General features: G+C 40.6%; 24 protein-coding genes and 1 pseudogene. 8 read left to right on the top strand and 17 right to left on the bottom strand.

The annotated features are described in order from the left end of the window. Positions 1-22 precede the first annotated feature (22 nt). The 6 genes from D1367_RS26915 to D1367_RS26890 all read right to left on the bottom strand — a co-directional run bounded on the left by D1367_RS26915 (position 23) and on the right by D1367_RS26890 (position 4114). Positions 23-1048 carry a glucokinase gene (locus tag D1367_RS26915; RefSeq protein ID WP_118169752.1) on the bottom strand — a complete coding sequence of 342 codons (1026 nt, stop codon included), beginning with the start codon at positions 1046-1048 and terminating at the stop codon, positions 23-25. A gap of 84 nt (positions 1049-1132) precedes the next feature. Beyond that, complete coding sequence (locus tag D1367_RS26910) at positions 1133-1780, bottom strand: histidine phosphatase family protein (protein WP_118169748.1); 648 nt, start codon at positions 1778-1780, stop codon at positions 1133-1135. Between the two features lie 298 nt (positions 1781-2078). Further along, positions 2079-2642, bottom strand: a complete 564-nt coding sequence (locus D1367_RS26905; RefSeq protein WP_118169741.1) for a Uma2 family endonuclease — start codon at positions 2640-2642, stop codon at positions 2079-2081. 34 nt (positions 2643-2676) lie between these two features. After that, entirely contained in the window at positions 2677-3111 is a 435-nt protein-coding gene (locus tag D1367_RS26900; protein ID WP_118169739.1) for a type II toxin-antitoxin system VapC family toxin, read from the bottom strand. Beyond that, positions 3108-3347, bottom strand: a complete 240-nt coding sequence (locus D1367_RS26895; protein ID WP_118169736.1) for a type II toxin-antitoxin system Phd/YefM family antitoxin — start codon at positions 3345-3347, stop codon at positions 3108-3110. The genes D1367_RS26900 and D1367_RS26895 overlap by 4 nt, the downstream gene beginning before the upstream one ends. 35 nt (positions 3348-3382) lie before the next feature. Continuing rightward, entirely contained in the window at positions 3383-4114 is a 732-nt protein-coding gene (locus D1367_RS26890) for an ABC transporter ATP-binding protein (RefSeq protein ID WP_118169733.1), read from the bottom strand. 161 nt (positions 4115-4275) lie between these two features. On the opposite strand from D1367_RS26890, the gene D1367_RS26885 reads away from it, so the two are divergent. The 3 genes from D1367_RS26885 to D1367_RS26875 all read left to right on the top strand — a co-directional run bounded on the left by D1367_RS26885 (position 4276) and on the right by D1367_RS26875 (position 5768). Then, positions 4276-5127, top strand: a complete 852-nt coding sequence (locus D1367_RS26885) for a DUF4351 domain-containing protein (RefSeq protein ID WP_118169731.1) — start codon at positions 4276-4278, stop codon at positions 5125-5127. 61 nt (positions 5128-5188) lie between these two features. Beyond that, positions 5189-5503 carry a type II toxin-antitoxin system Phd/YefM family antitoxin gene (locus D1367_RS26880; protein ID WP_228674731.1) on the top strand — a complete coding sequence of 105 codons (315 nt, stop codon included), beginning with the start codon at positions 5189-5191 and terminating at the stop codon, positions 5501-5503. Next, positions 5496-5768, top strand: coding sequence for a type II toxin-antitoxin system RelE family toxin (locus D1367_RS26875; RefSeq protein WP_118169726.1), 273 nt, complete (start codon positions 5496-5498; stop codon positions 5766-5768). Before D1367_RS26880 ends, D1367_RS26875 begins: the two co-directional genes overlap by 8 nt. A 49-nt stretch (positions 5769-5817) precedes the next feature. On the opposite strand, the pseudogene D1367_RS26870 reads toward D1367_RS26875, so the two are convergent. The 5 genes and pseudogenes from D1367_RS26870 to D1367_RS26850 all read right to left on the bottom strand — a co-directional run bounded on the left by D1367_RS26870 (position 5818) and on the right by D1367_RS26850 (position 10623). Continuing rightward, positions 5818-6610: pseudogene (locus D1367_RS26870) on the bottom strand (ABC transporter ATP-binding protein). A gap of 54 nt (positions 6611-6664) precedes the next feature. After that, a complete protein-coding gene (locus D1367_RS26865; protein WP_118169723.1) occupies positions 6665-7621 on the bottom strand; it encodes a branched-chain amino acid ABC transporter permease in 957 nt (318 codons plus the stop codon). A 49-nt stretch (positions 7622-7670) separates the two neighbouring features. Continuing rightward, positions 7671-8273: a Uma2 family endonuclease gene (locus D1367_RS26860; RefSeq protein WP_118169721.1), complete on the bottom strand. Its 603-nt coding sequence runs from the start codon at positions 8271-8273 to the stop codon at positions 7671-7673. A 143-nt stretch (positions 8274-8416) separates the two neighbouring features. Next, complete coding sequence (locus D1367_RS26855; RefSeq protein WP_118169719.1) at positions 8417-9367, bottom strand: branched-chain amino acid ABC transporter permease; 951 nt, start codon at positions 9365-9367, stop codon at positions 8417-8419. Between the two features lie 8 nt (positions 9368-9375). Beyond that, positions 9376-10623: an ABC transporter substrate-binding protein gene (locus tag D1367_RS26850; RefSeq protein WP_118169716.1), complete on the bottom strand. Its 1248-nt coding sequence runs from the start codon at positions 10621-10623 to the stop codon at positions 9376-9378. A gap of 1068 nt (positions 10624-11691) precedes the next feature. On the opposite strand from D1367_RS26850, the gene D1367_RS26845 reads away from it, so the two are divergent. Continuing rightward, positions 11692-12708 (top strand): DUF8189 domain-containing protein, encoded by a 1017-nt coding sequence (locus D1367_RS26845; RefSeq protein WP_118169713.1) that lies wholly within the window; start codon positions 11692-11694, stop codon positions 12706-12708. 253 nt (positions 12709-12961) lie between these two features. On the opposite strand, the gene D1367_RS26840 is transcribed toward D1367_RS26845, so the two are convergent. Together D1367_RS26840 and D1367_RS26835 are read right to left on the bottom strand one after the other, a co-directional pair. Further along, positions 12962-13288 carry a DUF6464 family protein gene (locus tag D1367_RS26840; protein WP_118169711.1) on the bottom strand — a complete coding sequence of 109 codons (327 nt, stop codon included), beginning with the start codon at positions 13286-13288 and terminating at the stop codon, positions 12962-12964. Positions 13289-13513: 225 nt separating this feature from the next. Next, positions 13514-14008 (bottom strand): hypothetical protein, encoded by a 495-nt coding sequence (locus D1367_RS26835; RefSeq protein WP_118169708.1) that lies wholly within the window; start codon positions 14006-14008, stop codon positions 13514-13516. A 745-nt stretch (positions 14009-14753) separates the two neighbouring features. On the opposite strand from D1367_RS26835, the gene D1367_RS26825 reads away from it, so the two are divergent. Continuing rightward, positions 14754-15215: a GNAT family N-acetyltransferase gene (locus D1367_RS26825; protein ID WP_118169703.1), complete on the top strand. Its 462-nt coding sequence runs from the start codon at positions 14754-14756 to the stop codon at positions 15213-15215. 30 nt (positions 15216-15245) lie between these two features. Next, complete coding sequence (gene mle, locus D1367_RS26820; protein WP_118169700.1) at positions 15246-16106, top strand: alpha/beta fold macrolide esterase; 861 nt, start codon at positions 15246-15248, stop codon at positions 16104-16106. 145 nt (positions 16107-16251) lie between these two features. Here the strand turns inward: mle and D1367_RS26815 are convergent, their stop codons facing one another. Then, positions 16252-17301: a 1-acyl-sn-glycerol-3-phosphate acyltransferase gene (locus tag D1367_RS26815; protein WP_181984975.1), complete on the bottom strand. Its 1050-nt coding sequence runs from the start codon at positions 17299-17301 to the stop codon at positions 16252-16254. A gap of 476 nt (positions 17302-17777) precedes the next feature. Between D1367_RS26815 and D1367_RS26810 the strand changes: the two genes are divergently transcribed. Beyond that, positions 17778-18032 (top strand): helix-turn-helix domain-containing protein, encoded by a 255-nt coding sequence (locus tag D1367_RS26810; RefSeq protein ID WP_118169695.1) that lies wholly within the window; start codon positions 17778-17780, stop codon positions 18030-18032. 1 nt (position 18033) lies between these two features. Further along, a complete protein-coding gene (locus D1367_RS26805) occupies positions 18034-21825 on the top strand; it encodes a PAS domain S-box protein (protein ID WP_118169693.1) in 3792 nt (1263 codons plus the stop codon). A 171-nt stretch (positions 21826-21996) separates the two neighbouring features. On the opposite strand, the gene D1367_RS26800 is transcribed toward D1367_RS26805, so the two are convergent. The 3 genes from D1367_RS26800 to D1367_RS26790 all read right to left on the bottom strand — a co-directional run bounded on the left by D1367_RS26800 (position 21997) and on the right by D1367_RS26790 (position 23676). Further along, positions 21997-22548, bottom strand: coding sequence for a hypothetical protein (locus D1367_RS26800; protein ID WP_118169691.1), 552 nt, complete (start codon positions 22546-22548; stop codon positions 21997-21999). Positions 22549-22999: 451 nt separating this feature from the next. Next, on the bottom strand, positions 23000-23395 hold the full coding sequence (locus D1367_RS26795; RefSeq protein WP_118169690.1) for a type II toxin-antitoxin system VapC family toxin: 396 nt from the start codon (positions 23393-23395) through the stop codon (positions 23000-23002). Beyond that, positions 23392-23676 (bottom strand): hypothetical protein, encoded by a 285-nt coding sequence (locus tag D1367_RS26790; protein WP_118169688.1) that lies wholly within the window; start codon positions 23674-23676, stop codon positions 23392-23394. The genes D1367_RS26795 and D1367_RS26790 overlap by 4 nt, the downstream gene beginning before the upstream one ends. Positions 23677-23738 lie beyond the last annotated feature (62 nt).

The raw sequence follows: 23738 nt of genomic DNA, 5'->3' as shown, positions 1-23738 counted from the left end.
ATCTCACCGATGATGCTAGCTGTTATAACCTAGCAGCACATAAAGCAGCACCTATTAGCCCCACTTGCGGGTTGAGGATAACATACACGGGGATCTCTTCAAGGAGGCGGCGCATCCTGCCTTTTTGGGTGAAATTTAATAAGAAACCGTTGTTTTGAATTAAGGGGAGGATTTTGGGCGCAATTCCACCAGCAATATATAAGCCACCATAAGGTAGGAGTTTAAGGGCTAGATTGCCAGCTTCTGCACCGTAAGCCTCTATAAATAATTGCAAAGTTTGTTCACAGAGGCGATCGCGTTTTTCTAGTGCAGCTGTACCAATGACAGCACCAGGATCGACACTTTTCTCTTCTTGTCCGGCTTCTTGTTCCCAAGTTCTGACGACTTGGGCAATATCTGGGGATTCGGCGGCAAATTTGCGATCGCGCAGAAATTGGTAAATTGCCACAACTCCCATTCCAGAAACCACGCGTTCTACAGAAACGCGCTGGATATCATGTTTACCCAACAGGTATCTCAACAGTTGAAACTCGATCTCGTTGCGAGGCGCAAAGTCAGCGTGTCCACCTTCTGAGGGAAAGACTTGATAGTGATTTCCCTGTTTAATTAAAAATCCTTGCCCTAAGCCAGTACCAGCACCAATAATTCCAATGGGGGTTTCGGGTTGAGGCTTGCCAACTTGCAACGTCAGCAAGTCTTGTTTTTGTAAACCTAAAATGCCATAGCCAACGGCGGCGAAGTCGTTAATCAAAGAAATATGCGGGATACCCAATTCTTGTTGTAGACGTTCGGTATCCAGGAACCAGACTAAATTGGTTAGTTTGGCAGTATTTTTGACAATGGGGCCTGCGATCGCAAAACAAGCCTTTTCTGGTATTGGTGTATTAGCTTTGACCAAAAACTGCTGTACTATTGGTACTAAATCGGGAAAATCAGCACTGTGATAACTTTCCTGATAAATAGTATGTATTGCTGATGAATCTGATGTTTCAGCCAATCGCAGAATAGTTTTCGTACCGCCGATGTCTCCTGCTAGCAACAAAGTCATAAAACTTATTCGTGAATTAATTACTTTTTTTGTAGGATATACCCAACCTAGCAGAAGCAATGAACGCAAATCTCTATCAGAGGTTTAAGCAAATCGAATAACTTCTTCTATGTGGGTTAAATGGGAAGTATCTCCCGTTAGTTCCAATAACCATTCTGGTTCCTGGCGTACCACTTTTACCAAAGAACATAAAGAAGCTTTAACTTCTGTTTTGGCAATTTCCCCCACTAACCCCATTGCTCCCCCCAACACAGATGCGCCGTGTGCTATTAGCAGGATATCTTCTGGAAAAAACTCAGTAGCTAAACATCTCGCAGTTTGCCCAGAACGTTCTCGCACTTTTTCGTGAGTTTCAGGAAATTTGGCGGCGATGCGCGAAGTATAGCTGGTGTCAATTCTGGGGAATAACTCTGCTAAGGCTGGAGTTGAAAGTCTTTCGGGTTCTTCTGTCATCCAAACTGGGTTTAGCCATTCACTCAAACCTGTTTCGAGTTTGATCGGCAATTTGAGCGTTTCTGCAACTGCGTTTGCCGTTTGTACGGTTCGCAGGAAGGGGGAGGCGAAAATATGGCCAATATTTTCTTTTTTCAATCGTTTCGCTAACTGCTGTGCCTGAAGCATACCATCATCAGACAAGGGTGGATCGTAGCGTCGTTCGGCGGTGAGAAACCAATCGGGGTTTACGAAATCGAGGCGGTTAGCGTGTCTTGCTATCCAAACTATTTGACTCATGGGTTTAATTATTCCGGTGAATAGAATTCGCCGCTAAACAAATATATAGATATCTGCAAGGAGGGCTGCAAATATTAATATAGGACAAAAATCGTAATAATTTGTAATAATATAAATGATTTGGAAAAGTTATCAATGGCGTTAGTGTAGTTTTATTCATCACAATTGGCTATAGCCATCCTGAATCAAACGCGCAGAAACAAGATCCCCGACTTATTAAAGAAGTCGGGCATCTCTGGGTTGCAATTCTTACAAATCAAATAAGATTAAGATAAATATGATGAATTTCTACAATCGCTTATAACTTCAACCATCCAAATAATTGCCCTACAGTTAATTTAAAATCGCAAACTAAATCGGGAACTGGTAATATTTCTTGTTCTTCTTGTAAAAGTTCTGGTTGCTGCTTTGGTGGATAGATTAAGACAGAGCGATCGCCTGGATCAATTAACCAACCTAAACGACTACCATGTTTTAAACAATGTAGAATATTTCCGGTTACTTTAGTCTGGCTTTGTTCTGGTGAAAGAATCTCAATTGTCCAATCTGGATATGTCTTGAAGACATTAGCCACATCTCCACGTTCATCTATGGGAATCCGTTCCCAAGCAAACACAGCTACATCAGGAACAATTGAACGTCCACCAAAAGTACACCGCAATTCTGGAAATGCAAGGGCAATTTTTTGAGGTTTGGCTATAGAATTGATATTACTGACTAGTTCACCCTGAAGAATACTATGTTTTCCTTGAGGCATTGGTTTTTGAATAATTTTACCATTGATATATTCTGAGCTAGGCTTTGTTTCTGGTAGTTTTAAAAACTCTTCTAAAGTTAGGGTTTTAGTTGGTGATTTTACCATCTGCTTGTACTTCCTAATTTTTTACATACAAAAATCATGTATCGTTTAAAATTTTAACTGGGTAAGCACGAATTGCATCATCGACAGTCACAATAGTAAGGTCATGCTGCAAAGCTTGACAAATTAACATTCGGTCAAACGGATCGCGATGGATATTAGGAAGCTTGCTAAGTTGTACAACACTATCCTCTGTTAAAGGAAGACTAGTAATCAAATGCCGCTCACGCTGTATCGGCAGATAAATCTCAGGTGATTGAGGCAAAGGTAATTTGCCTAATTGATACTTAAAGGTTGCTTCCCAAATAGAAATTATACTCAGATATACATCATTCTCAGTATTACGAATAATCTCTATAAACGTATTTGACAAACGGCGTTGGCTATGCCCGCCGTTCGCGTAGCGTCTCGTAGAGAAGGCATCGCTACTAATAAACCAGAGAAAAATATGGGTATCTAGTAGGAGTTTCATTTACCCTCAAACTCACTTATAATATTCTCTGGCAGTGGTTCATCAAAATCATCGGGTACAATAAACTCTCCTGCACAGAGTCCGAATGGTCTAGAGAGATCAGGTGCTTTTACCGTCGGTTTAATTTCAGCAATTGGCTTTCCACCACGTATAATTACAAGAGTTTCCCCAGCTTCAACACGCTGAAGATAGCCTAATAAGTCACGTTTTATTTCATCGACACTAATCCAGTTCATAAGAAATTTATTGGATTATTACTCTACTATAATCATCACCCTAAATAAGCCTTTTTAACTCGCTCATCACTAATTAATTCTGATGCTGCCCCTGTTAAGGTAATAGAACCAGCTTCTAAAACATAACCGCGATCGGCAATTTGTAGCGCAAGATTCGCGTTTTGTTCAACTAACAGAATAGTCACGCCTGTAGCCCGGAGATTTTCAATAATAGAGAAGATTTCTCGGACGATCGCAGGTGCTAAACCTAAGCTAGGCTCGTCTAAAAGTAAGAGTTGTGGTTTACTCATGACAGCCCGAGCGATCGCTAACATTTGTTGTTCGCCACCACTGAGGGTTCCTGCTAGTTGATTGCGTCTTTGTGACAAACGCGGAAATAGCTCAAATTGGCGTTGAATATCTGCTTTTACCTCAGCTTGATTGGAGCGAATATAAGCACCCAAAAGTAAATTATCAAATACTGTTTGCCGTGCTAATACTCTACGTCCTTCAGGACAATGGGCGATACCAAGTTGGACAACTTCGTGAGTTTGGCGGCGATTAATATTATGTCCATTATAAATAATTACGCCACTCTTAGGATTAACTACTTTAGATATGGCGCGGAGTGTAGTAGTTTTACCAGCACCATTAGCACCAATTAAAGTAACTACCTCGCCTTTTTGAATAATTAAATTAATCTTTTTCAGAGCTTGGATACCGCCATAATTAACATCAAGCTCTTGAACTTCTAAAATTGTATAGTTTGGCTTACTATCGGCTTTCATCGGCGGTTTGCATCCAGAAATGTTGATTCAAAACCTAACATACATCAATCATACATTTCTTAAAACAGTGCGTAGACATTGCCTCAACTTAAAAATTAACGCCAGAATACTGCAATCTTTATGATGTACTATTAGTTACTGATCAAGATATCAAGCGGACTGTGGCAAAAGTAGCAGATATTGGTAGCAAACGACTAATTAATTTAGCTCCCGATGCATGGGTAAAATGGGTGACACAGCGTCCTGAAGTCGTGGCGAAAGAAATTCTCGGCTCTGAGTTTCACTGGATTAGCCGCGAAACAGATGTGTTGGTGAAGGCATACAGTGCTAATCACGGTGATTTTTTGGTACTAAATGAACTACAGTTGCGTTACACGACACAGATGCCTCTACGGATGAGAGCTTATGCTGCCTTGGCACAAGAACGCTACCGATTGCCAACTTACCCAGTACTGATCAACATTTTACCGCCCCCGTCCACCTTAAATATTGTCAATAGTTACGAGCAGGAATTTTTGGGATTACGTGCCATCCAAGATTATCGCGTGATTAATTTGTGGGAAATCGATGCTGAAATAGTATTTGAGCAATCACTACCATCGTTGTTACCCTTTGTGCCAATCCTGCGAGGAGGGGGAGAGGTATCAGTTGTGCAACGCGCATTACAGACGCTACGAGCAGATGCACAATTGAACGAGTTAGAATCATTGCTGGCATTTTTTGCTAGCTTTGTGTTAGACACGCCTTTAGTGCAACAAATCATGAGGTGGGATATGGCAGTATTGCGAGAATCGCCTTGGTATGAAGAAATTGAGCAAAGAGGTATTCAGCTAGGTCTCCAGCAGGGTGTACAACGGCAGTTAGTACGAGTATTGCGACGACGCTTTGGCGAAATTCCTCATGAAGTGGAAGCAAGGCTTGAGAGCGAAAGTGTGGAAAAATTAGAAAATTTAATGGATAGTGCGATCGCAGTGAATTCTTTAGAAGAATTTATCCGAAGTTTGTCTGCTTAAATTTTACAGGTGCGATCGCCCAAAGCCATTGTGCTATCCTAAAACCAGGATTATCCTGCTGATGGCACTGCCTCAAATAAATATGACAAAAGTGGAAGCAGATCAAGCACAAGAAAAGTTTTCTGAACTTCTTGCGCTTGTGGAAGAAGGACAGGAACGTATTGTGATTGAATCACAAGGACAAATTATTGCAGCAGTCATCAGCTATGCCGACTTAAAACGATTAGAAGCATTGGAAGATGCAAGAGATGTCGCAGATTTCCAACGTGCAATAACTGAAAGTGACGGTGAATCTTATTCGGTACAAGAAGTGATTACTGACTACAACGAACTTCATGGTACTAATTTCACAGTTGAAAATATTTTGAATGGCTGAATCTGGACTGCTTCTACGTATTACAAAATCAGCCCGGAAAGATTTAGTCGATTTGCAGTCGAAGTTTTTTAAGCAGGTAATGACTAAAATTTTGCTGCTAGCGGAAAATTCTAGACCTCAAGATTGTAAGCAACTTAAGGGATATTCAGGTGTTTATCGAGTTGATCAAGGTGAGTATCGTATTCTCTATACAATTTCCGAGGATGTAATCGAAGTTTTTCGAGTTGGCAAGCGCAATGATGATGAGGTGTACGAAAATCTATAATGCCATTAGAATCCCGAAATTAATTTTTTTGTAACTCATTCTCAATCGCTTATTCATTTCCTAAATAAGCTTCAATTACAGCCGGATCATTTCTAACTATAGATGGTTCACCCAATGCAATCAATTGCCCAAAATCTAATACAGCAATGCGATCGCACAAACCCATAACCAAGGGTACATGGTGTTCTATAAGGATAATCGTCAAATCGAAGCGATCGCGCAGACTACGGATAAATTCACTGAGTAGCTGCTTTTCGTTGGGGTTCATCCCCGCCGCAGGTTCATCGAGAAGTAAGACTTGCGGTTGTAATGCTAAAGCACGGGCAATTTCTAGCCGACGTTGATCGCCATAGGCAAAGTTTTTGGCTTTTTCGTGGGCGCGATTCGCTTAATCCCACCAAATCCAATAAATCTAAAGCTTTCTGCTTAGTTTTAAGTTCTTCACTAGGCGCTGGTGGTAATCCCAAAACTCCTGCAATCATATTACTTTTAGTGTGTAAATGCCGAGCAATAATCACATTTTCTAACGCCGACAATTCCCCAAATAAGCGGATATTTTGAAAGGTACGGGCGATACCTAAAGCAGCAATTTGATGAGGACGCAGTTGAGAAAGTTCTGCACCTTGATAAATTAATTTACCGCCAGAAGGGGGAATGAAAGCAGTGATCAAATTAAATAGTGTTGTTTTCCCAGCACCATTAGGGCCAATTAGTCCAAAAATCTCATATTTATTTACACTAAAAGATACATTATTTACTGCCACTAAACCACCAAAGCGGCGAGTCAATGCTCTTGCTTCTAAGACAATACTGCTGTTATTTTCTAAAATACTATGTGACATTTGTACATATTATTATGAATATAAAACTTAGGCAATAACTCTCTAAAACTTTTCTTACTTCGCGCCCTTTGCGTCCTTGGCGGTTCGTTTTTCCATGATTTTCCGTCTTTGAAAAATATCTGGAGTAATTAGCCCTTGGGGAAAAAAGATTGTACCTATTACTATTAGTAAGCCAAAAATAATTAATCTTCCATCGCGCAAAAATTGTGCTAACCAATTAGGTAAACCACCAGTATCAGCAAGACTTCGCAGAATCTCTGGTAAAGCTGTAAACACCATACCTCCGACTACCGGCCCTAAAAAAGTTCTTGAACCACCAATTAAAACAAAAGTTAAATATATAATACTGCTATCAAAAGTACCTTGACGAGCATTCCAGGTATTAAGGAAGTGGGCGCTAATTGCACCTACAACCCCTGCAAGAATAGCCCCTAATGTAAATGCTAAAACTTTGTAATAAGTGGGGTCAATTCCCATTGCACCCGCAGCTAATTCATCTTCACGGATAGCGATAAAAGCCCTTCCGACGCGAATACGTTCTAAACGATAAAGTAGCACCATACTAATTAATAGTAAAGGCAAAGCAATCCATAAATATTCAATTGGTGTTTGGAAAGGTTGAGGAATGCCAAAAATTCCCACAGCACCGCCAGTAATATCTAGATTGAGCGAGATGACGCGCAGAACTTCTACAAAAGCTATAGTAGCGATCGCTAAATAAATTCCTCGCAATCTCAACGCTGGAATTCCCACTATTACACCCAATAAACCGCAAATTACACCAGCAATTAACATCTCCAATAACAACAATGGAATGGGAAATAAACTACTGCTAGATGTAAAGACTTTGGTAGATAAAATTGCTGCAATATACCCACCTAAAGCATAAAATCCTGGACTAGCTAAAGACAATTGCCCTGTCATTAGCGGTAAGTAAAGTGATAACCCTACTAGCGCCCCTAATACCATAGAGACAATTAGAGAACCATAAGTAGCTAAAAAATCAGTCATTGTTAAACATTGTGATTAAGCTTAATTAAACTATCACTATTCTCACCTATTAAGCTGTTAATATTTGGTCTGCTGTCAACGCCAGTTCAGGAAAAGTTCGTGATATAATTCGTTCTGAACCTCTAAAAAGTGTCCGTTGATATTTTTCCTCAGCATCTAATAGAAAAACAAATACAGCCGGAACTTTTGGATTTCCTAAATATTCTCTTAGCCCAATTGCTAAATAATCTACAATCCAATATTCTGTAATACCCAAACGTTGATATTCATCCAATTTATCAATGTAGTCATCTTCCCAATTAGTTGATGTCACTTCTACAGCTAACTGGATAGGTTCTTCAAGTGCAGCATAAGTAGAACGGTTTGAGCGCCATGTATCTTTATCTATGACACTTACATCAGGCTTGCGCCCTTGCTCTATTCCATTGGCAGTTATAGTTTTAAAGACTGCTGTATTTTTTACTACGTAATTCAGATTTAAACGTTTAATTTCATCTTTGAAAGAGTCAGCCATAAAGTCAGCGACATCATCATGATTTCTGGTTGCACGCACCTCTACAATTTCTCCATTTACAAGTTCATATAAACCTTCTTCTGGACACTGTTCTAAAAATTGCTCAAAAGTTAATTTAGGTTTGGTGTATGTTTTCATGGCACTACGTCTCCCATAACTAAAGTCCGTTCAAACAGACTATAACCTTTTCTTAGTCGTCTTTAGACGAATGAGTGCTATTAGACTGGTGAATTCATTCTGAGGCGGGCTAGATGAGAATGAAATAGCCCTACTACGTCTCTTTAAACTTTTTGAATAAACCGCCGCCCTAGCAAACCTTGGGGTCTAACTAATAGCATGATAAACAAAATTCCAAAAGCTACTGCGTCTTTATATCCAGAGAATTCCGAAGGAACAAACGCCTCGACTAATCCAATTACTAAGCCTCCCACCACTGCACCGGGAATACTACCTAAACCACCTAAGACAATTACCGCTAAACCCCGCAAACCAAAAGCAATGCCGAAATATGGCCCAGCTATACTAACACTAGAAGCAACTAAAGTTCCTGCTAATCCTGCTAAAAAACTGCTGATGAAAAATGTTAAGATGATAAAGCGATCGCTATTTATTCCTAACAAACTAGCTGTAGTTGGATCTTCTGCGATCGCTTGCATTGCCTTACCATATTTAGTCCGATTGATAAAATAGGTAAGAATTGCCACAATCACCACTGATACAGCAAAAATTACCACCTGAACGCTGCGAATTGGAATTGGGTTTTCTGGAGTACCAAAATTAATCGCAGGTGGCAGATTACCGTAAGTATTTGCGGGGTATGTGTAGCTTTCTGCCCCTACTAAATACTGGATTAAATTTACAATTACTACTCCTACCCCTAAGCTGGAAACAACAGTTAGCAAGGGATCAGATCCTTGACGGCGCAAAGGTTGAAAAGCAACCCGTTCCATCACTACCCCTACCAATCCCGCCAATGTACTTGCTAAAATTAAGGCTATAGCAAATGGTAATTTTATCGGCAAGGTTGCATTAGCTAGCAAGCCGTTAAATCCGAAATTGCCACCCATGAGTGCATAAGTGAAATATGCACCCAAGGTAAAAATCGCGCCATGAGCTAAATTAATGATGCCCAAAATAGAATAAACTAAGGTATATCCTAATGCAAAAATTGCATAGATACTACCGATAGATAATCCGTTCAAAAATTGTTGCAGAAATAGAGTTATATCCATAATTGCAACTATTTTATAAATACGAATTTTCCAGTATTTCCATCTTTATCCATCTTAATTTGGGCAACGTAAAATTCTTTTTGAATCACATCACCAACTGGTGTAAAAGCAATCTCACCTAAAGGAGTATCATACTTTCCAGCTAGTATTTGCTTGTTCAATTCTGTCCGCAGTTTATCAAGAGGTAATGTGCTGATTTTGGTTTTTTTATCCAATTCTTTAAGAGCTTCGACATACACCTGCACCGCAGCAAAAGCTTGACCAGTAAATTGGGCTGGTTCTTTCTTGTATTGCTCAATATAAGTTTGGCGAAATACCTTATTAATCTCACCAGGATATTCAGGACTGTAAGCTTGAGCAATCAGCACACCATCGCAAAGTGCTTTACACACTGACAAAACATTTGGTGTATTCAGACCATTACCACCAATAATTATGCCTTTATAACCCAGTTCTCGCAGTTGTCGCACTAAGTTACCACCATCAGCAGCTAGTCCCGAAATAATTACTAAATCTGGTTTTAAGTTAAGTGCATTGGTAGCTTGGGCTTGAAAGTCTGTATCAGTAGTTTGGAACTTTTGAACTGTTACTAATTCTAGCCCTTGTTCTTTGACTGCTTTTTGAAAAATCTCCGTTTCTGATTTGTTAAATGCATCATTTTGGGCGTAAAAAACTGCGACTTTTTTAATTTGAGGATTCTGTTTGAGTGCAGCTTTCAGCGAATTAGGAGCAACTATAGAGACGGGAGCAGATACGCGAGCTACATAATCACCAATTTCTGGAATTCCGTTTGCGGTATTTGATGCGCCAATAACTGGGACTTTAGCCCGTTCGGCGATGGGGTCGGCACTAAAAGCTTGCTGTGATAATGTAGGGCCAACAATACCGACTACTTTATCTTTGTTAATTAAAGTTTGAAAAGCGTTAATTGCTCCAGCTTCATCACCGCTAGTATCTTGGGTTACCAATTTAATCGGAGTGCCATTAATACCGCCTTTACTATTGAAATACTTCTCGGCAATTCTGGCTCCCACGAATCCCTCTTGACCAAGTAATGCTACATTGCTGGTTTGTGCTAAGGCAATACCGATGGGTATCGCACCAGATGTAGTGCTAGTCTGGGTGGTGTTAGTTGTAGTGTTATTTGTAGTACTATCTGAAGAATTTGCCACAGAGCCACCGCCACCACCACAGCCTGTTAGTAGCAAAGCGCAAGTTGATAATAATGCTGTTGTCTGAGCGATCGCGTTGTTCATCGTTAGATAATCATGTAGTTATTAGATATTCTGCAAAAGCTAATAGTAATTTTCATCATCTGCAAAAAAAATGATACAGATTTCCACTTTTGCACAAATCATATTAAATCATTCTTATTTGACCATGCAAACACAAATATTCAAAGTGTTTGTAAATACAAATTATAATTAGCCATAATTTTACCATTCCCAGGTAAAACTTGGGAATCGTTAAGCGTGAGCGCCCTCAGGTGTCAGATGTTCGAGTAAAACTTAAGTGTCTCAACTCATGCAGCCGAATAACGGCAGAGTATCAGACTAAGTTGATGCATGATTTATTCCGACTTAAAGTCTGGTATAAACAAAGTTTTACCTAAAGTTTACTTTAGTAGAGTTGAATTCGATCACTGTTAATGCAACGGCTGAATAATAGCAGTTCTATCGCACGAAGATTATGAGTTTTACAGCTATTTTCAGGTAAATAGACCACGCGGTAGGGGCACAGCATTGCTCATACGTGTCAACTTAACGTAAAAGCCATGTCCCGCAAGGAACTGAAGTTCCAAGAATAATAGCTTAAGTCATCTTTAGATGACTAAATAATCTGAAAAATCTTTAGTCTACTTGAGTAGACTTGGGCTATTAGCCCTGAAATTTATTTCTGGGCGGGCGTGGAAGTCAACAAGCGATTTCTAGCTTAAGTTGACACCAATGAGCATTGCTGTGCCCCTACGACAGATGTGGTTCAAATACATGAAAACTGCTGTAACTGGATAATGTAAAGTTTTCTAACTGATTTTTTCGGTACATGGTTTCATCGTACAATACCAGCCAGAGGATGTTTTAAAAGTGATCTTGTCGGTAGCCAAATGTTCTAAAACCCTTGATTTTTATAGCTATTTAGGGAATGAATCAGCCCTGCTTCTTAAGGGGGGCTAGAGGTAATCAATAAGTCCTTAAAATCGCAGTTAACCACTTTTCAAACAACCTCTCAAACTGAAAGAAAAATTCAGGAATTAAAACTTTACATCTGTCTAAATTTTTGCAACAAAACACAGAACAGTATTAAGGAGGTAGAGATTAGATTCTATGAAAAGGAAATTTACAATTTTAGCAGGCACAACATCGGTAATTTTATCCCTGGTAAGCCAACCAGTTCTTGCCGTTTGGAGTGGGCCTCAGAGTCTGGGAGGTATAGCCACTTCAAATCCTAGTTGTACTTCCTTAGGTAGTAGTCAGGCTATTTGTGCCGTCCGAGGAACCGATAATGCACTTTTTGTGAATCGGTTTAATGGCAGTTCCTGGAGTGGATATCAGAGTCTGGGAGGTATAGTCACCTCAAATCCTAGTTGTACTTCCTTAGGTAGTAGTCAGGCTATTTGTGCCGTCCGAGGAACCGATAATGCACTTTTTGTGAATCGGTTTAATGGCAGTTCCTGGAGTGGATATCAGAGTCTGGGAGGTATAGTCACCTCAGATCCTAGTTGTACTTCCTTAGGTAGTAGTCAGGCTATTTGTGCCGTCCGAGGAACCGATAATGCACTTTTTGTGAATCGGTTTAATGGCAGTTCCTGGAGTGGATATCAGAGTCTGGGAGGTATAGTCACCTCAGATCCTAGTTGTACTTCCTTAGGTAGTAGTCAGGCTATTTGTGCCGTCCGAGGAACCGATAATGCACTTTTTGTAAATCGGTTTAATGGCAGTTCCTGGAGTGGATATCAGAGTCTGGGAGGTATAGTCGTCTCAAATCCTAGTTGTACTTCCTTAGGTAGTAGTCAGGCTATTTGTGCCGTCCGAGGAACCGATAATGCACTTTTTGTAAATCGGTTTAATGGCAGTTCCTGGAGTGGATATCAGAGTCTGGGAGGTATAGTCGTCTCAAATCCTAGTTGTACTTCTTTAGGGACTAGTCAGGCTATCTGTGCTGGTCTCGGAACCAATAATGCACTTTTTGTGAATCAATTTAATGGCTTTTCATGGAGTGGGTATCAGAGTCTGGGAGGTATATACACCTCAGATCCTAGTTGTACTCGCTTAGGTGCTAGTCAGGTTGTCTGTGCCGGTCTTGGAACCAATAATGCACTTTTTGTTAATGCTGGCCCATAGTTACAGAGGTTTTTCTCTAGGGTGAAGGGTAGGCTTAGTTTAGGACATCAGTTAACGAACACTTTGATAAATTGCTCTCTCCTGAGTTATCCCCTTCCCCTTCTTTAGTAATTTGAGATTGTTTGAATACAGCAGATTTTAGGTAAATGAAGTACATATATAAAACCCAAAACCTTGTAGAGACGTAGCTTTTCTTCGTCTCTACGTGTATTCGATTAGAGCGCAATCTGCTGTATTAGGCAGGTAAAACTTATTAAGCCCTTTTTTCACTCCCAGCTAATTCCTTAGGTTCGTAGTGACGACAACCATTACAGGGGCCTTCGGGATTGACAGCACAACGCATATAGCCAGATCGGGCATTAAATTTGCAGCTGATATCGCCAATTAGATAACCCACGCCTTCTAAATAATAGCGATCGCCTTCTACAGGTCTAAGGTTTTGCCTTCTCTGCATCGCTGGAAAATTCATGGCTGCTTGTCTGAGCCGTAGGCGCGATCGCGCATGGGTTTTGCGGATCGCCCACAGAGAAATCAGGGACGGTAAAAAACCAACGGCAATCACTAAAAGTGTCTTTAACACCTTCTTTTTACCTCTTCTATGCGCTGATTGATTGTCCCTGATGTTGCACTCTGATTTTACGGAAGTGCAAATATTAGGGTAGCTTTGCCTACTTACTACCACAGTTGGTAGCAATTAGCAATGGCAGTGTGGTGAGTAATTTGGAGTCAGAATTTCCTTCTGCCACTTCAATCAGCATAACTGTTACAACTGACGGGGTGATCTGCCGTTGAATATTAATAATTATTAAGATTTGTTGACTAATACCTTTTTGAAGAAGCGTTTTGTGTCAGCCTTAGCCCCATTCTTGTTTTTTCTGTATCGCTGCAATGCTAATCTTTTTTTGGTTTGCTGACGAAGTTGCTGTGCTAGCAGTGCGGCTTCCCTTTCGGCTCGGAATAAATCAACTTTTCGCGTTGTCAAAATAAATGATTCGTTAGACTTTCTTTTTACCCAAGGCACCCTAACTGCGAAATACTGACAAATATTTTTGCATAGCTCCTTTATCAAGAATGGGTAAGGTTTTTGAGTATTCAGTGTGTTAGCGATCGCTTTCAACTCTAATATCGCTGCTTCTAACTCTACCGCCATCTGATTTATGCGTTCGACTTGTGTTATAAAACGCTCCCGTTCACTGATGATTTTTTTTTCTTGGGGTTGTAGTGGCACTATAGCAGTAATTACAGATGTAGGCTGGAACAGCAAAATGGGCTTTTTGTCCGTATCTTGGATTTTTTTCATACTACCTCAAGCAAGGCTAGCTGACTTCTAAAGTATTTTAGCAGCTAAATAGTATACTTGTACTATATAAATTGTGTATATGAAGTTTAATCTAAGAAATTCTGCTGTATTAGGACTAGCCCTTTCAAGGTGGCCAACGAAGATACGTTGTTTCAGTGCTACCATCTTGAATCCTCCGCTCAGATTTTGGGCTTTTTGAAGGTTGAAATAACCAATTCTCGTTCTAAATCTCACCACCTTGAAAGGGCTAGTCCTATGTATAGCGTTTCCCGGCAAGCGTGACGTACACTCGTAGGGGCATGGCAGTGCCCATAGGTGTCAACTTAAGGTAAAACTCATTTCAAATCTCGTTTCCAGCCTCCGGCTGGAAATGCTCATCATAGCGGCTCTGCCGCAAATCAGAGAGGCCGAGCCTCTAAGATGGCATTCCCAGCCGGAGGCTGGGAACGAGGCAATCCTAAAAGCTTTTTCTAGACTAGTTTTTACGTTAAGTTGACACCAATGGGCAGTGCCGTGCCCCTACACCTTGCGATATAATTTTGTACCTCATTTGAATGGGAACCGCTATATATAGCTTTCCTAATCACATAAAGTACATCTTTCTTAGCCCCCTCATCGCTTGCTCTTAGGGTGGGATTCCGTGAGAACCGCCATAAGCGAAAAGGACTGCACTCAGAAGCTGAAATAGTCACACCACCGCTGATAAAATTTCTAGTAGAGTTATTTGTGATTAATTACCTTATTTATGAAATTAAGAATATACGAAATAGCTGATACCGAAGAAATTATGAAATTGTTCTACGACACTGTTCATGAAGTGAATATTCACGATTACACACAAGAACAAGTAGATGCTTGGGCACCAGCAAATATGGATATTGACGTTTGGATTAAAGGTTTAGGAAGTAAGTTTACTTATGTAGCAGAGGAGAAGGGTAAAATTATTGGTTTTGGTGAATTAGAGGCTAATGGACATATTGACCGTTTTTACTGTCATAAAAATTTTCAAAGAAAAGGGATTGGTAAGAAAATCTTAGAACAGATTGAATCAAAAGCAAAGTCTTTGGGAATGGAAAAGTTATTTACAGAAGCGAGTATTACAGCTAAACCTTTTTTTGAAAGCCAGAGCTTTATTGTTGTGAAACAGCAAGAGGTAGAACGTAGAGGGCAAAAACTGATAAATTTTATTATGGAAAAATCAATTTGATAAACATTAAAAAAATATTATTTGAAAGATATGGAAAGTAAATGGATTAGCCATAACGGAGTTCGCCTTTTCTCCGAATCTTTTGGCGCTTCAACCGATCCACCAATTTTATTAATCATGGGAGCGATGGCTTCAGCCGTGTGGTGGGCGGAAGATTTCTGCTGCCAATTGGCTGCTCTGGGACGCTATGTGATTCGCTACGATCACCGAGACACAGGGCGTTCAACAAGTTATGAGCCAGGTCACATTCACTATTCCGTTGAAGATCTAGCGGATGATGCTTTTTGTGTTCTCGATAGCTATGGAATTCAGATCGCTCATTTAGTGGGGATGTCGCTAGGAGGATTCTTGGCTCAACTGATGGCGCTCAAGCATCCTCAACGGGTCAAAAGTCTGACGTTAATCGCCTCGGAACGCTTGGCTCAAACCGATTCGACAATGCCAGGGATTGATCCATCTGTTCTTGAATATCATGCAAAAGCCAGTGAACTCGATTGGGCAAACCGTGAGGCAGTGATTGAGTATCAGGTTGGTGCATGGCGATTGCTTTCCGGTTCAGCTCATCCGTTTGATGAATCAGCCATCCGCGAATTAGCTGGGGCTGACTTTGATCGCACTCGCAATCTCATGACGACCTTTAATCATGCCTTGTTGCAAGGCGGAGAAAAATGGTTTAACCGCCTCCATGAAATTGCTGTACCAACTCTGGTTATTCATGGCACAGAAGATCGTGTTTTACCCTATGCCCATAGCTTGGCATTGCAAGCAGAAATCCAGGATGCTGTATTACTACCATTGCCCGGAACAGGACACGAACTGCATCACGACGACTGGTCTGTTATTCTTGAAGCGATAGAAAAGCAGACTGTATCACAGCAAGAAACAGCCTAACAATTCGCTTGGAGCGGACTGCCGAAAAATCTTGGTGGGTAGCGGAGGTTGTTTGCAGCCGCTCAAGCGCAGATTGGTACATTATTAAATTGCAAGTTCCTAATTTTTTTCAAAGATTGACTTAAATCCACTCGTAGGATTAAATTTATTTCAATAACTGATTAATTTTAATTTGCAGTTTTTCTCGTAATTGTTGTGCCTGCCGATAAGTTACTTTACGCCCTTTGTTTGAATGGTTGTGCAATTCTGCTGGTTCCAAAGGCTGAATAAAGTAATGTAGGCGAGTTCTCATTGCCCAAACTCCCATTGAAGGAAACAGAATTAAGGCAAGCATTAAAGGCGAGATAGGAAAAAAGGGTAATTTGACTAGTCGTTGCAATTTTTTAAAATTAACAGCCCAAGGATGTAAAGATTCACTACCGATGCAAACTACTGGCAGAATAGGAATTTGATAGCGATCGCTCAATTTAATAAAACTCACATCAAACTTTTCTAGTTGATAGCGTCTCCTCCAACCCTTCACAAGGCCGCGGATACCTTCAGGTGCATATAAGATAATTTTACCTTGGGCGATCGCTGTAGGTGTTGGTGGAGCGATCGCTGCTTCAAAATCATCTAATTCGGCTCGCACACCACCCAAAACCTGCGACCATTTAGGTGGTAACCACCAAATTATCCAAGGATGCTCAAATAATACTGGACTTGCTACAGGTTGTAGCACCCATCCTCTAGCTTCACTTAATAAATAACCCAAGGTTAAAAAATCCCAAGGAAAACTCATCCCTGCGTGATTCATTGCCACAATCAATGGCCCTGTTTGTGGCAAGTTTTCGACTTGTTGTAATTTTCCACGAAAATAGTATTTAACGATGGGCGCGAGAACTTCTTTGCGAAAAGCTTCTTGATATTTGGGATTAAATTCACCAACTTCTTTTCGAGGTGAACGAAAACCAAGACGCAACCAACGACTTAGCATCGCCAGATAAAATCCGCCAGGAATTAAAAATAATCCATATTCAAGCCAATTCCAACCGTCTGAATCGGTGTGATAGTGCTGCCAATGACGGTTGAATATAATTAACCAGCCTGGAGGATACCAAAGACAAAACCAATCAAACCAGCTAAATATATAGCCTTCACCTGGTACATTTTCCAGTTGAGTGTTTAAAAAGTTTTCGGAGTGTTGATTAATCAAAACAATGATATGAATTAGGCAAAAACTTTATTTAAATCTTATTATAGCTTTCTAGCCTTACCATTGGTATATTAGCTTAGAAGTAAAATTAAATACATCATTTTAAACACTTATAAATATAAAGTATTAGATAAAACTTATATATCCAGCATATCAGTAGTAATTGTATCTAAATTGTCAAAATTAGATAAATATACTACTATTTTGGTATCACACACCTGAGAAAATTTAATTTTTATTTTATAGTTACCTGATACAGTTATTTTATCTCAACAATTTTTTGTGGCACTATCTTAAAACAGTTAACAGTTATCAGAAGTATGGTGGAGACTTCAATCAGTGAACAGTAATTAATGAGGACTAATAACTAATATTGGTATTTAGCCAAAAGATGAAATTGATAATAACTAACGATAGTTTAAATTCTTCCTCAAGCTGGAGACAAATGGCAAGACACTTGTCCTACTCTTCCTACTATGGAACTAGGAAAGTCACTAAAAATTTCCAATTTAATCCGTGAACTGCGGCAGCAGCTTGATCTCTCTCAGGAAAAGTTTGCAGCCAAGTTGGGAGTCTCCCTGCGAACAGTTAATCGCTGGGAGAACGGATCTACAGTGCCTTCACAGATGGCACTAAAACTAATTGAAGAAATGTTACGAAAGATGGGCGAACCAGGTAAAAGACTACTGAAGGAGTATCTCCTAAAAGCGGAGCAACGGGAGGACTCTTAAGATGATGGTGAAAGTACTCGAAAAAATTGTGATAATGCGCTCTTGGTTACTAACATACAGCGTGATGATTCTGGCAGTTATAGCGGCGTTGCTGCTGACGCGACTGTTGTTGCCAGCCTTCGATCCGAGCGTATTTACATTCTTTTATGCTGCCGTGGCAATCAGTGCCTGGTATGGTGGCATGAGACTTGGAGTACTAGCGATCGCTCTTTCTGTTACAACTGCGCTGTATTTTTTGATCGAGCCAGTCTACTCCTTCAATTTCCTCAGCCCGAACGTCTTGGTAAGATTAACCTCGTTCTCACTAGTATCCTTCTTAATTACCGCCCTCTCTTCAGAGTTGCGAACTGCCAGAGGCAAGGCAGAGACGAGCCTAAAATTGTTGCAAAATAGCGAAATGCGGTTTAGCCGACTGGCAGAATCCAACATCATTGGAGTTATCGTAACTGATATGAACAACGGCTCCATCATAGAAGCCAATGATGCTTTTCTGAAAATGGTCGGCTATACGCGAGAAGATTTTGCCGCTAACCAAATGAACTGGCGCGATATCACCCCACACGAGTATATTCTTTTGAGTGAACGTGCAGTAAAAGAACTTAGAACAACCGGAGTATGTAAACCCTTTGAGAAGGAATATATCTGCAAAAATGGCGATCGCATTCCCGTTCTACTCGGTTCTGTCGTCCTGAGAGATATTCAAGAAAAGGTCATTGGCTTCGTTGTTGATTTGAGCGAACAGCAAGCTGCACTACGCGAACGCAAGCAAGTAGAACAAACTTTGCGGGAGAAAGAGGAACGCCTGAGATTAGCTAACGAGCGTTTTGAGTTAGCATCTGCTGCGGTCAACTGTCTCATTTATGACTGGAATATAGAGCAGGATACCGTTGAAAGAACCGAGGGGTTAACCAGAATTTCGGGTTATTCTCTCGACATCGCCCAACCAACAGGTAGTTGGTGGCGTGAGCTTGTCCATCCAGAGGATTTGCAACGTGTAGAAGAGGAGGCGGCGATCGCTTTGGCAAATGGCGATCGCTATGCTGCCGAGTATCGCATTCGCAACCAGGATAACCAGTACATCTACGTACTGGATCAGGGAATAGTGGTGCAACGGGATGGTGATGGAAAACCAGTCCGCTTAGTTGGCAGCACCACAGATATCAGCGAACGCAAGCAAGCAGAGAAGGCAGTCCAAGCAAGTGAAGAACGCCTCAGAAGTTTTGTGAAAGCGAATATAGTTGGCATTCTCTTTGGTGATGTGAACGGTAGCATCACTGAAGCCAACGACGAGTTCTTGCGAATTGTGGGCTATACCCAAGCAGATATCCAGGCAGGCAGACTACGCTGGACTGATATCACGCCTCCTGAGTACCAGTATTTAGATGAACTGGCTATTGCCGAGGCAACAGCGAAGGGAACCTGTACTCCTTATGAGAAGGAATGCATTCGCAAGGATGGTTCCAGTGTGCCGGTTGTAGTTGGCTACTCTGTGTTAGGCGAATCTCAACAAAATTCAGTTGCATTCATTCTTGATATTAGTGATCTCCACCAAGCTAAAAAAGCGCTGAGTCAGAGTCAACAGCAATTTCAAGCTTTTATGGACAATATTCCAGCCGCAGCATGGATTACGAATGTAGACGGACGTGTACTTTACCTCAGCCCCACTTATTTAAGTACATTCGATGTACCAACAAATAAGGCGATTAATAAAAACATTTTTGACCTATACCCAGCCCAAATCGCTCAACCCTTCCTTGATAACATTAGAATGGTTGCCCAGACCAATCAGGTTATTGAAGCGATCGAGTCTGCCCCACGCACAGATGGCACACTCGGCGAATTTTTGATATACAAGTTTCCCATTGCCGATGCATCTGGGCAATGTCTGGTAGGAGGGGTTGCAGTTGACATCACCGAACGCGAACGCATCCTTCGTGAACGCCAGCTTGCAGAACTTGTCTTGCGAGAGCGCAGTGAACTACTCAAACTGCTTTCTGAAACAACCAGCGATTTGCTTTCAACCGAGCGCCCTTTGGATCTAATGAATAGCTTATTTAGTAAGCTCTCGGCGCAGATGGATTTGCATTTTTACTTTCACTATTTAATTGAGACGCACGAAAATAAGCAGAAACTTCGGTTAGTAGCTTGGAACGGCATTACTGATGAAGTATTTCAAACAATTGAATACCTGGAATTTAATCAAGGGATGTGCGGACTAGTGGCGCAAGAACGTCATCAAATTGTCCTCAATGATGTGCTGCACTCTACCTATCCCAATGCCGACATCCTCAGAGATTTGGGAATTACAGCTTATGCCGGTCAACCGTTAATTGCTCAGGGAAAGCTGCTTGGTGTCCTCTCCTTTGCCAGTTGCACACGTACCCGCTTCACTTCTGGGGAAATTGCTCTATTACAAGCAACCTCCGATCAGGTGGCGGTTGCTCTGGAACGCGCTCAGTTGATGGATTCGTTACAGCAGCAAAAAGAGCAATTAGTCCAAGCTAATCGGATCAAAGATGAATTTTTGGCGGTTCTTTCCCACGAACTTCGCACACCGCTAAACCCGATCTTGGGATGGTCGAAGTTATTACAAACTAAAAAGTATGATGAAGCAACCACCACTCGCGCTCTCGAAACCATTGAGCGTAATGCCAAGCTTCAGACTCAACTAATTGAAGATTTGTTGGATGTCTCTCGCATTTTGCAAGGTAAACTCAGTCTGAATATTGCTCCTGTGAATCTGGAAACTGCGATCGCATCTGCAATAGAAACAGTCCGTCTAGCTGCTCAAGCCAAATCTATCAATTTGCGATTTACTATTTTAGATTTTGGATTAGAAAATTCTCACATAAATTTAGATATCGATTTTAACAACCAAACTGACAATCTAAAATCCCAAATCCAAGTTGCGCTTCCAGCACTCCAAAGGTGCGATCCAAAATTCCTAGTAACTGGTGATTCAGGTCGCTTGCAGCAAGTTATCTGGAATCTACTTTCCAATGCTATTAAGTTTACGCCCCAAGGTGGACAGGTAGAAATCAGTTTACAGTCTGTTGGTTCTCAGGCTCAACTTCGAGTCAGTGATACAGGTAAGGGAATTAGCCCAGATTTTTTACCATTCGTATTTGAATACTTCCGACAAGCTGATGGCGCAACTACCAGGAAATTTGGGGGATTGGGATTAGGATTAGCTATTGTTCGTCACATCGTAGAGCTACATGGCGGCACAGTTAAGGCAGAAAGTTTGGGCGAAGAACAGGGAGCAACTTTTACAGTCATGCTACCGCTAATGAAGATTCATCTCAATAGTGATCAAATTGATAGACAATTTGATGATTCGCCCGATCTAAATGGGGTGAAAGTTCTACTTGTGGATGATGAGCGTGATACGCGAGAGTTAATTGCTTTCATTTTGGAGCAGTCTGGCGCGGTAGTAACTCAGACCGCATCTGCTATGGAAGCACTACGAATTATGCCTGAGTTTCAGCCAAATCTGCTGTTAAGCGACATTGGAATGCCGGAAGTAGACGGCTATATGCTAATGCGTCAAATCAGAGCCATGTCACCAGAACAAGGAGGGACAATTCTAGCGATCGCTCTGACAGCTTATGCATCTGAGGCTGATTCCCAACAGGTAATCGCTGCCGGATTTGGGCTGCATATCACCAAGCCTGTGGAGCCAGCTAAATTAGTTCGAGCGATCGCTAACCTGATTTATAGTTGTAGCGATGTGAAAACTAACTTACAATCCTTGGAAGCTAGAAAAAGATATAATTCCCTCACAGACCAATAGCACGCTTGAAAAAACTCGTGCTGAAAAAGTTCGTAGTAAGGACTTTAGTCCTGTATTTTTCAGCAAGTTTTATACTTAATAATAACTCATCAAAATTAATGAGACAGGCCACTAAGGCGATCGGGAACTGATTGATGAAAAATAGGGAGGGGTGAAGTTTTTGACTAATGATTAATTTTGAGAATTTACTTCACTTTTACTTAACCAAATCACTAAATCATCTGCATAAATTTCTATCTCACTTACTAAAGTTTTGACATACAGAATTCCATTACTAATGGTTAAATCTTTGATTGGATACCATAAATCTCTTGTCTGGATTAAAATATCCAATGGAATTCCTCGTTGTAAAGTATTTTTGCGATATTTCCACCAAGCTTGCCATAAAAACACAGATTTAGTACATTGCAACTTATAGTCTTTAGGTATTTCGCAGTGTTGATAGTGATAGAAACCACTACGATCTATGTTTCCTTTCAGGAGATAATTAGATTCTGGTAAAGCTTGATTTAGTAACTCCCAATGGGATGAGTTAGACAAAATCAAGAATTCAGTTTGTGTAGTATTTAATTGGGCAGTGGCAATTACGCCTTCAGTCTTTGTTGCCAGACGGTTAGTATTATAAACTGTTTGTGCTGTTAAAGAACGATTTGCCAATAAAATATCTTTTTTTTGGATAGAGCTAGATACGAACTCTCGAACTAAATCTAAATCAGACAACATAAAATTGCTTATACTAAATCAACTAGTGTTGTGAGTTATAGAACACTCTGTATTTAGTAATTACACTGCTGTTGTCCGTTAATCCGGATAATTTTCAACTTAATTTATACTGATTATTCAGACGCTCTCTACGAGACGCTGCGCGAACATGGACAAGTCTAATACCAATTCACGAAAATCCTGATACATATAGATTTCTCGTAGGGGCAAGGCGCAATGCCCATACGTATCAACCTAACGTAAAAGCTAGCGTATTTGTATCACCAGAAATGGGAGGGACAATTCCAGCGCTCGCAGTTAAGTAGTCAGACAGAATTAATTACACAATGTCATTGCGAATGGAGCGAAGCGGAATGAAGCAATCGCAAGGGCTGGGATTGCTTCGCTTCTCTACGAGACGCTGCGCGAACGCTCGCAATGACTGTAAATATTTTTGTCCGACTACTTAACATCAAGGCAGAATTCTTTTTACATTAGAATAGGCAAGTATTTTTTCATCTACACTCACCAAAGGAACATCATACATTCTTGCTGTTGAAACGATAATTCTATCGGCTGGATCTTGATGAAAATTTCCTGGAAGGGAGTATGAATCAATGGCAATTTGGGGAGTGATTGATAAAAGAATTACTCCCTCTTGTGCCAAAGCAATATCAAACCATTCTTGAATCGAACAGGGAAAAATTAACTTATTTTGGGTAACAAGTCTGCTAATCTCTAACAAACTTATGGAGCAGACACCTAAACCATGAGGTCTTTCCCTATTTATTGCTTCACGGTGGGGAGGAGTCAACTTTGAATCATTGTGATTCCACCAAACCCAAATATGAGTATCAAGAACGATCACAAATCGTTCACTTCATAATTTTGATTCATTTCCCAATCATCATCAGAAATAACGGGTTCATTAGGATCTGCCAAATAAGCATAGGGTTGCATTTCTCCAAGAGGATTAACGGCAAATTTGCTTTTATTTTCCGAATAACACCTGATTTGCCCCAACTTTTCTTGGATACTTTCACTCAAAATAGAAGAAGCTAGTTCTTCAACAGACACTTTTTTTAAAGCCGCAGCTTTAATTAGAGATTCTTGAGTTTCTTGACTGATGTAAATATTAGTACCAATCATTGTTAACTCTTTCTATTTTTTTACATTATACCAAACACGATCAGCAATCATTTTAGTGATAT

It is taken from the genome of Nostoc sphaeroides (assembly GCF_003443655.1).
In the GTDB taxonomy this organism is placed as follows: domain Bacteria; phylum Cyanobacteriota; class Cyanobacteriia; order Cyanobacteriales; family Nostocaceae; genus Nostoc; species Nostoc sphaeroides.
Note: the sequence above shows the minus strand (reverse complement) of the source record. Positions and strands in the feature narration are given on the sequence as shown.

What these genes read in the sequence shown, in the direction of transcription:
- D1367_RS26915 (WP_118169752.1), bottom strand. Translation starts at nt 1,048, where the DNA reads ATGACTTTGTTGCTAGCAGGAGACATCGGCGGTACGAAAACTATTCTG.
- D1367_RS26910 (WP_118169748.1), bottom strand. Translation starts at nt 1,780, where the DNA reads ATGAGTCAAATAGTTTGGATAGCAAGACACGCTAACCGCCTCGATTTC.
- D1367_RS26905 (WP_118169741.1), bottom strand. Translation starts at nt 2,642, where the DNA reads ATGGTAAAATCACCAACTAAAACCCTAACTTTAGAAGAGTTTTTAAAA.
- D1367_RS26900 (WP_118169739.1), bottom strand. Translation starts at nt 3,111, where the DNA reads ATGAAACTCCTACTAGATACCCATATTTTTCTCTGGTTTATTAGTAGC.
- D1367_RS26895 (WP_118169736.1), bottom strand. Translation starts at nt 3,347, where the DNA reads ATGAACTGGATTAGTGTCGATGAAATAAAACGTGACTTATTAGGCTAT.
- D1367_RS26890 (WP_118169733.1), bottom strand. Translation starts at nt 4,114, where the DNA reads ATGAAAGCCGATAGTAAGCCAAACTATACAATTTTAGAAGTTCAAGAG.
- D1367_RS26880 (WP_228674731.1), top strand. Translation starts at nt 5,189, where the DNA reads ATGGCACTGCCTCAAATAAATATGACAAAAGTGGAAGCAGATCAAGCA.
- D1367_RS26875 (WP_118169726.1), top strand. Translation starts at nt 5,496, where the DNA reads ATGGCTGAATCTGGACTGCTTCTACGTATTACAAAATCAGCCCGGAAA.
- D1367_RS26865 (WP_118169723.1), bottom strand. Translation starts at nt 7,621, where the DNA reads ATGACTGATTTTTTAGCTACTTATGGTTCTCTAATTGTCTCTATGGTA.
- D1367_RS26860 (WP_118169721.1), bottom strand. Translation starts at nt 8,273, where the DNA reads ATGAAAACATACACCAAACCTAAATTAACTTTTGAGCAATTTTTAGAA.
- D1367_RS26855 (WP_118169719.1), bottom strand. Translation starts at nt 9,367, where the DNA reads ATGGATATAACTCTATTTCTGCAACAATTTTTGAACGGATTATCTATC.
- D1367_RS26850 (WP_118169716.1), bottom strand. Translation starts at nt 10,623, where the DNA reads ATGAACAACGCGATCGCTCAGACAACAGCATTATTATCAACTTGCGCT.
- D1367_RS26845 (WP_118169713.1), top strand. Translation starts at nt 11,692, where the DNA reads ATGAAAAGGAAATTTACAATTTTAGCAGGCACAACATCGGTAATTTTA.
- D1367_RS26835 (WP_118169708.1), bottom strand. Translation starts at nt 14,008, where the DNA reads ATGAAAAAAATCCAAGATACGGACAAAAAGCCCATTTTGCTGTTCCAG.
- D1367_RS26825 (WP_118169703.1), top strand. Translation starts at nt 14,754, where the DNA reads ATGAAATTAAGAATATACGAAATAGCTGATACCGAAGAAATTATGAAA.
- mle (WP_118169700.1), top strand. Translation starts at nt 15,246, where the DNA reads ATGGAAAGTAAATGGATTAGCCATAACGGAGTTCGCCTTTTCTCCGAA.
- D1367_RS26810 (WP_118169695.1), top strand. Translation starts at nt 17,778, where the DNA reads ATGGAACTAGGAAAGTCACTAAAAATTTCCAATTTAATCCGTGAACTG.
- D1367_RS26805 (WP_118169693.1), top strand. Translation starts at nt 18,034, where the DNA reads ATGATGGTGAAAGTACTCGAAAAAATTGTGATAATGCGCTCTTGGTTA.
- D1367_RS26800 (WP_118169691.1), bottom strand. Translation starts at nt 22,548, where the DNA reads ATGTTGTCTGATTTAGATTTAGTTCGAGAGTTCGTATCTAGCTCTATC.
- D1367_RS26790 (WP_118169688.1), bottom strand. Translation starts at nt 23,676, where the DNA reads ATGATTGGTACTAATATTTACATCAGTCAAGAAACTCAAGAATCTCTA.